Here is a 13,871-nt window from a genome sequence, read left to right as displayed (position 1 = left end):
AAGCGCTTGCTCAGTCTTTCGCCAACGAAGTTACCCAGCGGTCACCCGCCCTGTCCAGACTTATCGCCTGTGATCCAGGCCCGTCCTACGGAGTCGTACCCGTACACGGGCCGCCCCTTCGCCCCGCTCGTCCGGAAGGGCGCGCCGTCCTCGTCACCGATCCGGACCGTGCCCCGGCGCCCCTCCGAGCTCCACTCCAGCTCCAGGTACCACCGGCAGTCGCACCCGGCCGCCTCCGCCGAGACCAGCAGCTCCTCCGGCTCGGCGGCGCTGACCGCGTACGGGAAGGAGACCGCCGGGAGCGTCCGGCCCTCCTGCCCTGAGGCGTCGTACCCGTCCAGGGCCCGCGCCACCGGCCGCGGCCGGTCCAGGTCCACCTCGAAACGGCGCGGCGTCACCGCGCCGCCGCACCCGTCGTCCATCCGGTATCCCGCCCACGGCAGCGGCGCGCCCCGGTCCACCACCCGCACGTGCAGCGCCTGGAGCACCACCGCCGCCGTGCTCTTCCCCTGCACCGACACCCGCACCAGCGTCTCCCCGCCGTCCACGGCCCCCTGCGCGGCCGCCCAGCTCCGCGCGTCGGCCGCCTCCGGCGGGGGAGGGGGCGTCCGCTCCACGAGGTAGGTGTGCCCGCACCCGTTCTTCCAGAGGTCCGAGGCGACCGTCCACGTCAGCGGCGCCGGTGGTTCGGCGGCCCGCTCCCGGGTCTTCCCGGGCAGGAGTACGGCTCCGAGCGTCACCGTCCCCACGACCGCCAGCGCCCCGCAGACCACGCCCACCCACCCCCAACGGCGCCTCCGCCGCTCGGACGGGAGGCCCGGTACGAGCGCGTGCACGGGTTCCGGCCGGGGCGCCGCCTCCGGGGCCGGCGCCGCCTCCGTGCCCGGCGCGGGCTCCGGGCCGGGCTCGGGCTCCGGGCCGGGCCCGGGCGCCGGCTCCGCGCCGGGTTCCGGCGCCGGAGGGCGGCGGGCGCCGTCCGCGCGGGTCCAGGCCACCTCCAGCACCCGCCGCTCCTCCTCGTCCGACCCGCACAGCAGGGCGAGGCGGTCGACCACGGCGAACTCCTCCGGGACGGTCGCGCCGGAGCAGTAGCGGTGGAGGGTGGACGCGCTGACGCTCAGGCGCCGGCCCAGCGCCTCGTAACTCCTCCCGTCCCGCGCCTTCAGCGCGCGCACGAGCCGCGCGAACTCCTCGACGGCGGTGTCCTTCGGCATTCCATCCCCCTCGACCCTGCGTCCCACCCTTCACGTCCTTGCACGTCAGCGGGGGTGGAATGGTTCCGGGACGGAGGGCGGGCGCGTCACCGTTGCAGGCGGCGGGGGGTCGGCCCGACGCTGGTCGAGCACTGACCGAACGACCCGACGGGGGATCCACCACCATGAACAAGCTCCGTACCGCACTCGCCACCAGCGCCGCCGCAGCCCTGGGCCTCGCGGCCCTCGCCACGGGCCCGGCGCAGGCCGCTGCCCAGCCCGCCTTCCTCGCCGCCTCCCAGATGCCGCCGTCGTCGACCCCGTGGACCGCCACCCAGGTCTTCACCGGCGTCCCGGAGAACGGCGGCGCCCTCTGCGCCCCGTACAAGATCCCGGCGCAGAACTCCCGCTACCGCGAGTTCAGCACCGAGCTCGACACCAACGGCGTGCAGATCACCACCGTCGCCCGCACCGAGGCCGACGCCGTGAAGCTGGTCGACACCCTCCGCAAGGCCCTCGCCGGCTGCGGGCCCCTGCTTGAGCGGCAGAACCCGGGCCTGAAGGCCGTCAGCGCCGCGCACGGCAAGGTCGCCGTCGAGGAGGGCGCCTGGGTCTACAGCCTGGACACCGCCGACCCGCAGGTCGGCAACACCGACATCCACCTCTTCTCGGTGGGCCGTGACGGCAGGACCGTCACCTTCGTCCGGTGGGGCCAGATGGGCGACTTCAAGGACGCCCCGCTGACGGCCTTCAAGGCGACGACCAAGACCGCCGTGAACAAGCTCTGGTCCTGACGCAGCGTCATCCTGCCGGATGGCGGACTACTCAGAGTGACAGTCAAGTCGCAGAGTTCCGCCATCCGGGCGATACTGGGAGATGAGTTTGAGCTTCCGACGTCGGCATGCTCGTGGGTCGAGCCGAGCTGCCCGTCCGTCAACAGGCCGCTCCAGGCCGGGGGGACCGTTTCGTATGTGATGCGAAAGGACGCGTCATGGAACTCGAATCCCTCCCTCTCGAATCCCTGCCCGACGACGTCGTCGCCCAGATCGAGGTACGGGACCGCTGGCGGCGCGCAGCCGCCGCCGGCGGCCTGGAGTTCCTCGTCACCGACATCGGGAGATGGCCCCTGGGCAAGACGGTGCGGGTCGCGTTCCTCGACGGGAACGACCAGCTGCACGCGGACGTCGCCGGAGCGACCAAGCAGATCACCGACGCCTGCAACCTGACACTCGACTTCGGGCAGAACGGCGATGGAACGTTCCGGCGGTGGACCGAGGACGACACCGTCCTCGCCGCCGAGATCAGGGTCAGCTTCGACCTGCCGGGCTTCTTCTCCCTCGTGGGCACCGACAGCACGGACAGTGCCATCGGCGCGGGAGGAGGCCCGGTGGGCGGCAACCCCGGCCAGCGCAGCCTGAACCTCGGCCGGTTCGTGTCGAACAGGCCCGTCCAGTGGGAGGGCACCGTGCGGCACGAGTTCCTGCACGCACTGGGGTTCCACCACTCCCACCAGAACATGCGCGGCACCTGCGAGGGCGAGTTCCGCTGGGAGGACCCGCCCGGGTACCTCCCCATGCAGGACCCGACCGGTGCCTTCGTGGCGGACGCCCAGGGTCGGCAACCCGGCATCTACACGTTCCTCGCGGGCGCGCCGAACCGGTGGCCGCGCGCGAAGGTGGATCACAACCTGCGCACCGTGGACTCCCCGGACCTCGTCGCCGGGCCCTTCGACACGAAGTCCGTCATGCTGTACCGGTTCCCGGCGTTCTTCTACAAGTCCACCCCCAGCAGCTGCGCGCCGGCCGGTGACGGCCAGAACCTGTCGGACGGCGACAAGCGAGGGCTCGACCTGCTGTACCCGCGCACCATGGACGGCCTGGCGGACCGTCAGGCCCGTGCCGACGCGGTCCTGGAGTCCCTCGGGGCCGGTCCCGAGGGCGTTCCCGGTGCGAACGGCGGCGACCTGGCCGCGGCCTACCGCAGCCGGGTCGAGGAACTGGCGGCCGCCCAGGCCGCGGGAGTCCAGGCCGCGGGCGCCCGGTGATCCGCGCCCCGGCCGCGCCCCTCACCGCGACTTGAGCGCGAACCACAGCTCCATCCGCACGTCCGGGTCGTCCAGGTCCCGGTCCAGGAGGGCGGCGCAGCGGGCGATCCGCTGGCGGACGGTGTTGCGGTGGATGTCCATCGCGGCGGCCGTTCGGTCCCAGCCGCCGTGCAGCGAGAGCCAGACGCCCAGGGTCTCGGCGAGTGGTTCGCTCAGCGGGGCGAGGAGAGCGCGCGCGTGGGCGGTGGCCTCGTCCGGGTCCACCAGGGCGGCGATCCCGCCCGGGCGGTGCCGCACCAGATCCGCCCCGGTCGCCTCCGCCCGCCGCAGGGCCCGCGCCGCCTGCGCGTCGGCCGCCGCGAGCTCGCCCGCCTCGACGGGGGCGCTCACCCCCAGCGTCCAGCCGGACTGAGCGGTGACGGGGGAGGGGGCGGGCAGGAGCAGGCGTACGACTCCGAGCGACGCGGCCCTCGCAGCCGTACCTCCCGAGCCCGCCGCGCCGGGAGCCGTGCCCGCCGAGTCCGTCGGCCCCGCAGCCGTGCCGCCCGTGTCCATCAGCGGTGTGCCCAGGGCCGCCGCCAGGCCCGCCGCCGCGAACGGGGTGCCGTCGCCGCCCGAGGCGTGGACCACCGTCCACGGGCCCGGGCCCAGGGTGTCCGCGATCTCCGCCGGGGCCGTGCCGAGCAGGAGCCGGACCAGGGCCCCGTCCCGTACGGTCGCGTCCGCGCCCCGGTGCGGGGCCGTCAGCAGGGAGAGCAGGACGACCGCGACCCCCGCGATGGTGTGGTCCCCGGGGCCGCGCCGCTCCGTCGCCACCCCGAGCGTCAGCCCGTCCCCGCCGCCGAGCGCGTACGCGGCGAGCCGGAGCCCGCCGCCGTCCCCGCTCGCCGAGGCCGGGCCGCCCGGGCGCGGGCCGAGGACGCCCGCGAGGTCCCGCAGCGCCCGGGTCGCCTCCGCCGGTGCCTCCCGGCCGGCCGCCACCGACTCCGTACCGTCCGCGCCGAAGAGCACCGCCCGCCCCCCGAGCCGTGAGGCGAGCGCGCCGAGCACCGCCGGGACCGGGGCCGGCCGGGCCGCGGCGGCCGCCAGGGACTGCTGCGCCTCCGTCACCCGGCGGAGCTCGTGCAGCCGGGCCTCCGCCATCAGCCGCCACAGCGCCCGGGCCACCGCCGTGAACGGGGTCCTCGGCGGCACCTCGACCAGCGGCAGACCGTGCCGGGCGCAGGCCTCGACGAGCTCCGCGGGGACCGTGTCGTACACCGGCGTCACGCCGAAGGCGAGCGCCGCGGCCCCCGCCTCCACCACCCGCTCCACGTAGTGCGCCGGATCGGCGAGCAGCACGCCCGCCGTCATCAGCAGCTCACCGCCGAGGAGGTACGGGTACGGGTCGGCCATCTCCGAGGTGTGCACCCAGTGGACCGAGACGTCCTCGGGGCCGGCGAGCAGCCGCAGCCCGAGGTCGCGCCGGGCGAGCAGCGCGGCCAGCGAGACCGGCGGCGCGGGAGGGGTGGCGGCGGGCTCGGCGGAGGTCATGGTGATGGGCCCTTCGTACATCCCCCGCCCGGTCAGTGGAGGAAACGTACACTTCATCGTCGCTTTCCGGCCACCTACTGTCATGGCATCCAGAGGCCGCGGGTACGGGCGGATGTCCCCGCGATCAGCTTCTGGCCACTCCCCTGCACGACACGCCACCGAGGTGAACGAAGGAGGCCCCATGGCCGTCGACTACACAGTGATCGCCCTGTACCTGGCCGGCATGCTCGCGATGGGCTGGTGGGGCATGCGCCGCGCCAAGTCCAAGAGCGAGTTCCTGGTCGCCGGGCGCCGCCTCGGTCCCTGGATGTACTCCGGCACGATGGCCGCCATCGTCCTCGGCGGCGCCTCCACCATCGGTGGCGTGGGCCTCGGCTACAAGTACGGCCTCTCGGGCGCCTGGATGGTCTTCGCCATCGGCCTCGGCCTGCTCGCGCTGAGCGTCTTCTTCTCCGCCCGGATCGCCCGGCTGAAGGTCTACACCGTCTCCGAGATGCTCGACCTGCGCTACGGCGGCAGGGCCGGCGTCATCTCGGGCGTCGTCATGTGGGCGTACACGCTGATGCTCGCGGTCACCTCGACCATCGCGTACGCCACGATCTTCGACGTCCTCTTCGACCTGCCCCGGACCCTCGCGATCGTCCTCGGCGGCACCATCGTCGTCGCCTACTCGACGCTCGGCGGCATGTGGTCCATCACCATCACCGACATGGTGCAGTTCGTCGTGAAGACCATCGGCGTGCTGCTCCTGCTGCTGCCGATCGCCGTCGTCAAGGCGGGCGGCTTCGCCGAGATGAAGGCCGCGCTGCCCACCTCGTACTTCGAGCCCCTCGGCATCGGCGGCGAGACGATCTTCACGTACGTGCTGATCTACACCTTCGGCATGCTCATCGGCCAGGACATCTGGCAGCGGGTCTTCACCGCCCGCACCGACAAGGTCGCCAAGTGGGGCGGCACCGTCGCCGGCACGTACTGCCTCGCGTACGCCCTCGCCGGAGCCGTCATCGGCACCGCCGCGAAGGTGCTCTACCCGAACCTGCCCAGCGCCGACGACGCCTTCGCCACCATCGTCAAGGACGAGCTGCCGATGGGTGTCCGGGGCCTCGTCCTCGCCGCGGCCCTCGCCGCTGTCATGTCGACCTCCTCCGGCGCGCTGATCGCCTGCGCCACCGTCGCCAACAACGACATCTGGTCGCGGCTGCGCGGAACCGTGTCGGTGGACAAGGGCGACCACGACGAGGTGAAGGGCAACCGCGCCTTCATCCTGATCATGGGCGTCGCCGTCATCCTCATCGCCATCGCCCTCAACGACGTCGTCCAGGCCCTCACCGTGGCCTACAACCTGCTGGTCGGCGGGCTCCTCGTGCCGATCCTCGGCGGACTCCTCTGGCGCCGCGGCACGGTCCAGGGCGCGCTCGCCGCGGTCACCGTCGGCGGCCTGGCCGTCATTGGCCTGATGTGGACTTACGGAATCCTTGCGAATCAGCCTGTTTACTATGGTTTGTTGGCCTCGCTCGCCGCATATGTGATCGTTTCCCTGGCGACCCGCCCGACGGACGCCGCCGTGCTCGCGCACTGGCGCGCCCGCCTCGCGGGCCGGGAGAACCCCGAGGCCGACTCGGTGCCGGAGACCGCTCCGGCCCCCGCGACCGGCTGACCGCACCGAGACTCCCGGACGGGGCCCCGAGACCCGAGGCCCCGACCGGACCCCCACCGATACACCCCAGGAGGACCCGACCATGAGCAGCAGCGACCAGAACACCCCGCGCGGCCCGATCGACTCGTCCCGCATCCCGCGGTACGCCGGTCCCGCGACGTTCGCCCGGCTGCCGCGGCTCGACGAGGTCGGCACCGCCGACATCGCCGTGGTCGGCGTCCCCTTCGACAGCGGCGTCTCCTACCGCCCCGGCGCCCGCTTCGGCGGCAACGCCATCCGCGAGGCGTCCCGCCTGCTCCGCCCGTACAACCCGGCGCAGGACGCCTCCCCGTTCGCCCTCGCCCAGGTCGCGGACGCCGGTGACATCGCCGCCAACCCGTTCAACATCAACGAGGCCGTCGAGACCATCGAGGCCGCGGCGGACGACCTGCTGAACTCCGGCGCCCGCATGATGACGCTCGGCGGCGACCACACCATCGCGCTGCCGCTGCTCCGCTCCGTCGCCAAGAAGCACGGCCCCGTCGCCCTGCTCCACTTCGACGCGCACCTCGACACCTGGGACACGTACTTCGGTGCCGAGTACACCCACGGCACCCCGTTCCGCCGCGCCGTCGAGGAGGGCATCCTCGACACCGAGGCGCTCTCCCACGTCGGCACCCGCGGCCCGCTGTACGGCAAGCAGGACCTCACCGACGACGAGAAGATGGGCTTCGGCATCGTCACCTCGGCGGACATCTACCGCCGCGGCGCCGACGAGGTCGCCGACCAGCTGCGCCAGCGCATCGGCGACCGCCCGCTGTACATCTCCATCGACATCGACTGCCTCGACCCGGCCCACGCGCCGGGCACCGGCACCCCGGAGGCGGGCGGCATGACCTCCCGCGAGCTCCTGGAGATCCTCCGCGGCCTCTCCTCCTGCAACCTGGTGTCGGCGGACGTCGTCGAGGTCGCCCCGGCCTACGACCACGCCGAGATCACCGCGGTCGCCGCCTCCCACACCGCGTACGAACTCACGACGATCATGTCCCGCCAGATCGCCGAGAGCCGCACCGCGAAGTAGGACCCGTCGGGGGTGTGGGCATACGTTCCGCAGGGCGGGACGGGTGGGCACACCCCCGGCCACCGGGCCGCACCCGACTGACCGAGCCACGCCCAGAGGGACCCGATGACCCACGACCACGACCTGGTACTCCGGCCCACCGCCGCGCAGACGACCGCCGCGCTCAACCCGCCCGCAGGGCGGAACGGCGGCGACCTCGTCGTCGAGACCCTCACCGGCCTCGGCGCCACCACCGTCTTCGGCCTCCCCGGCCAGCACGCCCTGGGCATGTTCGACGCCCTGCGCCGCTCCTCCCTCCGGTACGTCGGCCTCCGCGTCGAGAACAACGCGGGCTTCGCCGCCGACGCGTACGGCCGGATCACCGGCGAGGCGGCCCCGCTGCTGCTCTCCACCGGCCCCGGCGCGCTCATGTCGCTCGCCGCGCTCCAGGAGGCGGCCGCCGCCTCCGCGCCCGTCCTCGCCATCGGCAGCCAGATCCCGGTGGCCGGCCTCGGCGGCGGTCGGCACGGCTACCTGCACGAGCTGCGCGACCAGCAGGCGTCCTTCCGGGACGTCGTGAAGTCGGTCCACACCGTCCGTACGCAGTCCCAGATCCCGTCGGCCATCGCCGCGGCCTGGGAGTCGGCGCTCACCGCCCCGCACGGGCCGGTCTGGGTGGAGATCCCGCAGGACGTGCTCCTCGCGGAGACCACCCTGCCGGTGGTGACGGCGATGGACGCGACCCCCGAGGACGTCGCCCCGCGCCCCGAGCTGACGGCGGTCGCCGCGCACCTCCTGGCGAACGCCGAGCGCCCGGCGATCATCGCGGGCGGCGGGGTCGTCCGCTCCGACGCCTCGGGCAAGCTGCTCGCGCTCGCGGAGCGGCTCGACGTCCCCGTGGTGACGACCTTCGGCGGCAAGGGCGCGTTCCCCTGGGAGCACCCGCTGTCGCTGCAGTCCTGGCTGGAGGACCGGCACACCACCGACTTCCTGGAGGACGCGGACGTCCTGCTCGTCGTCGGCTCGGGGCTCGGGGAGCTGTCCTCGAACTACCACACGTTCGCGCCGCGCGGCCGGGTGATCCAGATCGAGGCGGACGCCGGGAAGCTGGAGTCCAACCACCCGGCGCTCGGCATCCACGCGGACGCCCGGCTCGCGCTCCAGGCCCTGCTGGAGACGGTGCCGGAGCGCCGGGACGCGACCGCTCCCGAGCGCGTCTCGGCCGTCCTGACGAAGGTCCGGGACCGCATCGCGGCGCAGGACCTGGGCCTGGAGCAGCGGATCGTCGCGGCGGTGCGGGAGGCGCTCCCGGAGCGGTCCCCGAGCTTCTGGGACATGACGATCCTGGCGTACTGGGCGTGGTCGGCCTTCGACGCGAAGCACCCGAACACGATGCACTCCGCGCAGGGCGCGGGCGGCCTCGGCTACGGCTTCCCGGCGGCGCTCGGCGCGGCGGCGGCGGACCCGAGCCGGCCGGTGCTCGCGGTGTCCGGCGACGGCGGAGCGATGTACTCGATCGCGGAGCTGGCGACGGCGAAGCAGTACGGCCTGGACGTGACGTGGCTGATCGTGGACGACGGCGGCTACGGCATCCTGCGCGAGTACATGACGGGGGCGTTCGGCGAGGCCACGGGCACGGAGCTGTCCCGCCCGGACTTCGTGGCGCTGTCGGAGTCCTTCGGCGTGCCGGCGACCCTGACGACCCCGGAGTCCCTGACGGCGGACCTCGCGAAGTCGCTCGCGACCCCGGGCCCGTCGGTGGTCGTCCTGCCGGCCCTCCTCCGCATGTTCGAGCCGACGCACCTCTGACGGCGCCGCGCCGGCGGCCCGGACGCGCCGCGCCGGCGGCCCGCACCCGAAAGGGCCGGGCCACCGGCACCGCGTCACCCGGCCCGGCCGGGCCACCGGCGCCGCGTCACCCGACGAGCCCCTCCCACGCCTTCCGGTACTCGGCGAGCCGCGCCTCGTACCCCTGCCGGAACTCCTCGGCCTCGTCCTTGGTCAGCCCGTCCCGGGGCACCCGCCGTGCGGGTATCAGTCCGACCGCGTCGGCCATGACCACCACGGCCGCCTCGGCGACGGCCCCGCCCCGCTCCCGCGCGAGGAACGCCTGGTGCCCCGCCTCGCCCAGGAGCTGCCAGCAGATGTTGCGGGGATTCCCCGCGGTCCGCTCCAGCTGCTGATCCGACACCGGCCCGACCCGCCCGGCCTCGGCCAGCCCCTTGATCGCGAGCAGCGCCGCGTACAGCTGCCCCCACCCGTACGGCCTGCCGTCCTCGACCCGCGCCACGTAGACCCTCTTTCCCGCCCGCCCCGCGAGACCACCCCGCGACGGCTCCCCGACCCCCTACCCATCCCCGGGCCCCCTCGCGCGCCGTGTCCCCCGTGTGGTCCTAGGACCACGGTCCCGCCCCCCGGGGGACCTCCGGACGAATCCTCGTCCCGGTTTGTTGCGGCGGGATGAAATCGCAGCCCACCCGTGTTGGGGCTTCCGGTAGAGCAGGACGAACGGGAGGCCACTCGTGGCGGCGGTCGGGGAGAAACAGCAGGGCTGGGCGCGCAGGCTCGCCGGGTACGCGTGGCGGTACAAGGCGAACACGTTGCTCGCGCTCGGGTCCTCGCTGGCCGGCATGGCCGTGCTCGCCCTCGTGCCGCTGGTCACCAAGGTGATCATCGACGACGTCATCGGGACGAAGACCCGGGACCTCTCCGTCTGGACGGGCCTCCTCATCGGCGCCGCCGTCCTCGTCTACGCCCTCACCTACGTCCGCCGCTACTACGGCGGACGCCTCGCCCTCGACGTCCAGCACGACCTGCGGACCGACATGTACGCCACCATCACCCGGCTCGACGGGCGGCGGCAGGACGAGCTGTCGACCGGGCAGGTCATCGGGCGGGCCACCAGCGACCTGCAGCTCATCCAGGGTCTGCTCTTCATGCTCCCGATGACGATCGGGAACGTGCTGCTCTTCCTCATCTCCCTGGGCGTCATGGCCTGGCTGTCCCTCCCGCTCACCCTCGTCGCCCTCGCCGTCGCCCCCGCCCTCTGGTTCATCGCCAAGCGCAGCCGTACCCGCCTCCACCCCGCCACCTGGCACGCGCAGCAGCAGGCCGCGGTCGTCGCCGGGGTCGTCGACGGGGCCGTGACCGGCGTCCGGGTCGTGAAGGGCTTCGGCCAGGAGGACCAGGAGACCGGCAAGATCCGGGAGGCCGGGCGGAAGCTGTTCGCCGGCCGGCTCCGGACGATCCGGCTGAACTCGCGGTACACCCCGGCCCTCCAGGCCGTCCCCGCCCTGGGCCAGGTCGCCGTCCTCGCCCTCGGCGGCTGGCTCGCCTACCGCGGCCAGATCACCCTCGGCACCTTCGTCGCCTTCTCCGCCTACCTGGCCTCCCTCGTCGGCCCGGTCCGCATGCTCGCCATGGTCCTCACCGTCGGCCAGCAGGCCCGCGCCGGTGTCGAGCGCGTCCTCGACCTCGTCGACACCGAGCCGGTCATCAAGGACGGGACCAAGGAGCTGCCGGCCGACGCGCCCGCCACCGTCGAGTTCGACGACGTGGCGTTCGCCTACGAGGGCGCCGACGGCAGGACCAGCCCCGTCCTCGACGGGTTCTCGCTGGAGATCCGCGCCGGCGAGACCGTGGCCGTCGTCGGCGCCTCCGGTTCCGGCAAGTCGACCGTCTCCCTGCTCCTCCCGCGCTTCTACGACGTCACCCACGGCGCCGTCCTCGTCGGCGGCCACGACGTCCGCGAGCTCACCCTCGACTCGCTGCGCGCCGCGATCGGCCTGGTCCCCGAGGACTCCTTCCTCTTCTCCGACACCGTCCGCGCCAACATCGCGTACGGCCTCCCGGACGCCACCCAGGAGCAGATCGAGGCGGCCGCCCGCGCCGCCCAGGCGGACCGCTTCATCGCCGAGCTGCCCGCCGGGTACGACACCAAGGTCGGCGAGCACGGCCTCACCCTCTCCGGCGGCCAGCGCCAGCGCGTCGCCCTCGCCCGCGCGATCCTCACCGACCCCCGGCTGCTCCTCCTCGACGACGCCACCTCCGCCGTCGACGCCAAGGTCGAGCACGAGATCCACGAGGCCCTGAAGGCGGTGATGGCGGGCCGTACGACCCTGCTCATCGCACACCGCCGCTCCACCCTCGGCCTCGCCGACCGCATCGCGGTCCTCGAGGACGGCCGGCTCGCCGACATCGGCACCTACGCCGAGCTGGAGGAGCGCTCCCCGCTCTTCCGCCGCCTGCTCACCGACCCCGACGAGCTGGGCGCCGTGTCGCCCGGCCACCTCACCCCGGCCGAGCTCCCCGAGGACCGCACCCTGCGGGCCGAACTGGACGCCGAGTTCGACGCCGAGCGCGGCCTCACCCCCGCCCTGTGGGTCCGGGACGAGACCACCGGCCGGGAGAGCGACGCGCCCGGGGCCACCCCCGAGCTGCTGGCCGCCGTCGAGGCCCTGCCGCCCGCCACCGACACCCCCGGCATCGACGAGGGCCGCGCCGTCTCGCCCGAGGACAGCTACGGTCTGCGCCGACTGCTCCGCGGCTTCGGCGTCCCGCTGCTCATCAGCCTCGGCCTGGTCGCCCTCGACGCGGGCGCCGGCCTCCTGCTCCCGGTCCTGATCCGGCACGGCATCGACGAGGGCGTGAACCGGCTCGCGATCGGCGCCGTCTGGGCGGCCTCCGCGTTCGCCCTGGTCACCGTGCTCGTGCAGTGGGTCGCGCAGACCGCGGAGACCCGGATGACCGGCCGCACCGGCGAGCGGGTCCTCTACGCGCTGCGCCTGAAGATCTTCGCCCAGCTCCAGCGGCTCGGTCTCGACTACTACGAGCGCGAGCTCACCGGCCGCATCATGACCCGGATGACCACGGACGTGGACGCCCTGTCGACGTTCCTGCAGACAGGCCTGGTCACCGCCTTCGTCTCCGTCGTGACCTTCTTCGGGATCATGGTCGCGCTGCTCGTGCTCGACCTCCAGCTGGCCCTGGTGGTCTTCGCGACCCTGCCGGTCCTCGCGGTCGCCACGTACTACTTCCGCCGCTCCAGCGTGAAGGCGTACGAGCTGGCGCGCGAGCGGATCAGCGTCGTCAACGCCGACCTCCAGGAGTCCGTCTCGGGCCTCCGGATCGTGCAGGCCTTCCGCCGCGAGCAGGCGGGCGCGGCCCGGTTCGCCGAGCGCAGCGACCACTACCGCGAGGCGCGCGTCCGCGGTCAGTTCCTGATCTCCGTCTACTTCCCGTTCGTCACCCTGCTGTCCTCGGTGGCCGCCGCGGCCGTCATGATCGTCGGCGCGAACCGCATCGACGGCGGCACGCTCACCACCGGCGCGCTCGTCGCCTACCTCCTCTACATCGACCTGTTCTTCGCCCCCGTGCAGCAGCTCTCGCAGGTCTTCGACGGCTACCAGCAGGCCGCCGTCTCGCTGAAGCGGATGCAGGAGCTCCTGCAGGAGCCGACGTCGACGGCCGCCGCGCCCGCGCCCCTGGACGTGCTGTCGCTGCGCGGCGAGATCGCCTTCGAGGACGTCTACTTCGCGTACGGGGGCGAGAACGGCGCCCCGAAGGACGAGACCGCCCTCACCGGCATCGACCTGCGCATCCCGGCCGGTCAGACCGTCGCGTTCGTCGGCGAGACCGGCGCGGGCAAGTCCACCCTGGTCAAGCTGGTCGCCCGGTTCTACGACCCGACGGGCGGCCGGGTCACCGCCGACGGCACCGATCTGCGCGACCTCGACCTGACCGCGTACCGGCACCGGCTCGGTGTCGTCCCGCAGGAGGCGTACCTCTTCGCCGGGACGGTCCGCGACGCCATCGCCTACGGCCGTCCCGAGGCGACCGACGCCGAGGTGGAGGCGGCGGCCCGCGCGGTCGGCGCCCACGACATGATCGCGACCCTCGACGGCGGCTACCTCCACGAGGTCGCCGAGCGGGGCCGCAACCTCTCGGCCGGTCAGCGCCAGCTCATCGCCCTCGCCCGCGCCGAGCTCGTCGACCCGGACATCCTGCTCCTCGACGAGGCCACGGCGGCCCTCGACCTGGCCACCGAGGCCCAGGTCAACCAGGCCACCGACCGCCTCGCGGGCCGCCGGACGACGCTGGTCGTCGCCCACCGGCTGACCACCGCCGCCCGCGCCGACCGGGTGGTCCTCATGGACCACGGCAGGGTCGTGGAGGACGGCACCCACGAGGAGCTGCTCGCCCTGGACGGCCGGTACGCGACGCTGTGGCGGACGTTCATCGGCGAACCCGCCGACGAGGTCGACGAGGAGGAGCCGGAGCGGGTGTGAGTACCCGCCCGTCCGGCAGGTGAGTACGCGGGCGGATACGGGAGCACGGGCGGGCGGGGTGGGATGGGTGCATGAGCCGCGAGCCCCGTCTTCGCGCCGCCCCGCCCGTCCCGGTCGC

The 13,871-nt window shown here is 73.7% G+C and carries 9 protein-coding genes; 6 read left to right on the top strand and 3 right to left on the bottom strand.

Annotated features, from left to right (window positions below):
* Window positions 1-41: 41 nt before the first annotated feature.
* Window positions 42-1,214 (bottom strand): helix-turn-helix domain-containing protein, encoded by a 1,173-nt coding sequence (locus ACIP84_RS20445; RefSeq protein WP_401799166.1) that lies wholly within the window; start codon window positions 1,212-1,214, stop codon window positions 42-44.
* A gap of 164 nt (window positions 1,215-1,378) precedes the next feature.
* Between ACIP84_RS20445 and ACIP84_RS20440 the strand changes: the two genes are divergently transcribed.
* A complete protein-coding gene (locus ACIP84_RS20440) occupies window positions 1,379-1,987 on the top strand; it encodes a hypothetical protein (protein ID WP_401799165.1) in 609 nt (202 codons plus the stop codon).
* 197 nt (window positions 1,988-2,184) lie between these two features.
* Window positions 2,185-3,237 (top strand): hypothetical protein, encoded by a 1,053-nt coding sequence (locus tag ACIP84_RS20435; protein WP_401799163.1) that lies wholly within the window; start codon window positions 2,185-2,187, stop codon window positions 3,235-3,237.
* Window positions 3,238-3,258: 21 nt separating this feature from the next.
* On the opposite strand, the gene ACIP84_RS20430 is transcribed toward ACIP84_RS20435, so the two are convergent.
* Window positions 3,259-4,770 carry a PucR family transcriptional regulator gene (locus ACIP84_RS20430; RefSeq protein WP_401799161.1) on the bottom strand — a complete coding sequence of 504 codons (1,512 nt, stop codon included), beginning with the start codon at window positions 4,768-4,770 and terminating at the stop codon, window positions 3,259-3,261.
* A 181-nt stretch (window positions 4,771-4,951) separates the two neighbouring features.
* Between ACIP84_RS20430 and ACIP84_RS20425 the strand changes: the two genes are divergently transcribed.
* From ACIP84_RS20425 to ACIP84_RS20415, 3 genes are all read left to right on the top strand, one after another.
* A complete protein-coding gene (locus tag ACIP84_RS20425) occupies window positions 4,952-6,427 on the top strand; it encodes a sodium:solute symporter (protein ID WP_401799159.1) in 1,476 nt (491 codons plus the stop codon).
* An 82-nt stretch (window positions 6,428-6,509) separates the two neighbouring features.
* Window positions 6,510-7,487 carry an agmatinase gene (gene speB, locus ACIP84_RS20420; RefSeq protein WP_266966155.1) on the top strand — a complete coding sequence of 326 codons (978 nt, stop codon included), beginning with the start codon at window positions 6,510-6,512 and terminating at the stop codon, window positions 7,485-7,487.
* 105 nt (window positions 7,488-7,592) lie between these two features.
* Complete coding sequence (locus ACIP84_RS20415) at window positions 7,593-9,275, top strand: thiamine pyrophosphate-binding protein (protein ID WP_401799157.1); 1,683 nt, start codon at window positions 7,593-7,595, stop codon at window positions 9,273-9,275.
* A gap of 106 nt (window positions 9,276-9,381) precedes the next feature.
* Here the strand turns inward: ACIP84_RS20415 and ACIP84_RS20410 are convergent, their stop codons facing one another.
* Complete coding sequence (locus ACIP84_RS20410) at window positions 9,382-9,756, bottom strand: hypothetical protein (protein ID WP_355957947.1); 375 nt, start codon at window positions 9,754-9,756, stop codon at window positions 9,382-9,384.
* Between the two features lie 232 nt (window positions 9,757-9,988).
* Here ACIP84_RS20410 and ACIP84_RS20405 point away from each other — a divergent pair, with 232 nt between their 5' ends.
* Window positions 9,989-13,753, top strand: a complete 3,765-nt coding sequence (locus tag ACIP84_RS20405; protein ID WP_401799155.1) for an ABC transporter ATP-binding protein — start codon at window positions 9,989-9,991, stop codon at window positions 13,751-13,753.
* The last annotated feature ends 118 nt before the right edge of the window (window positions 13,754-13,871 follow it).

This window comes from Streptomyces sp. NPDC088707 (assembly GCF_044752725.1).
Lineage (GTDB): Bacteria > Actinomycetota > Actinomycetes > Streptomycetales > Streptomycetaceae > Streptomyces.
The sequence above is the reverse complement of the archived record's forward strand: the minus strand, read 5'-3'. Positions and strand labels throughout refer to the sequence as shown.

What these genes read in the sequence shown, in the direction of transcription:
- ACIP84_RS20440 (WP_401799165.1), top strand. Translation starts at nt 1,379, where the DNA reads ATGAACAAGCTCCGTACCGCACTCGCCACCAGCGCCGCCGCAGCCCTG.
- ACIP84_RS20430 (WP_401799161.1), bottom strand. Translation starts at nt 4,770, where the DNA reads ATGACCTCCGCCGAGCCCGCCGCCACCCCTCCCGCGCCGCCGGTCTCG.
- ACIP84_RS20425 (WP_401799159.1), top strand. Translation starts at nt 4,952, where the DNA reads ATGGCCGTCGACTACACAGTGATCGCCCTGTACCTGGCCGGCATGCTC.
- ACIP84_RS20415 (WP_401799157.1), top strand. Translation starts at nt 7,593, where the DNA reads ATGACCCACGACCACGACCTGGTACTCCGGCCCACCGCCGCGCAGACG.
- ACIP84_RS20445 (WP_401799166.1), bottom strand. Translation starts at nt 1,214, where the DNA reads ATGCCGAAGGACACCGCCGTCGAGGAGTTCGCGCGGCTCGTGCGCGCG.
- ACIP84_RS20435 (WP_401799163.1), top strand. Translation starts at nt 2,185, where the DNA reads ATGGAACTCGAATCCCTCCCTCTCGAATCCCTGCCCGACGACGTCGTC.
- speB (WP_266966155.1), top strand. Translation starts at nt 6,510, where the DNA reads ATGAGCAGCAGCGACCAGAACACCCCGCGCGGCCCGATCGACTCGTCC.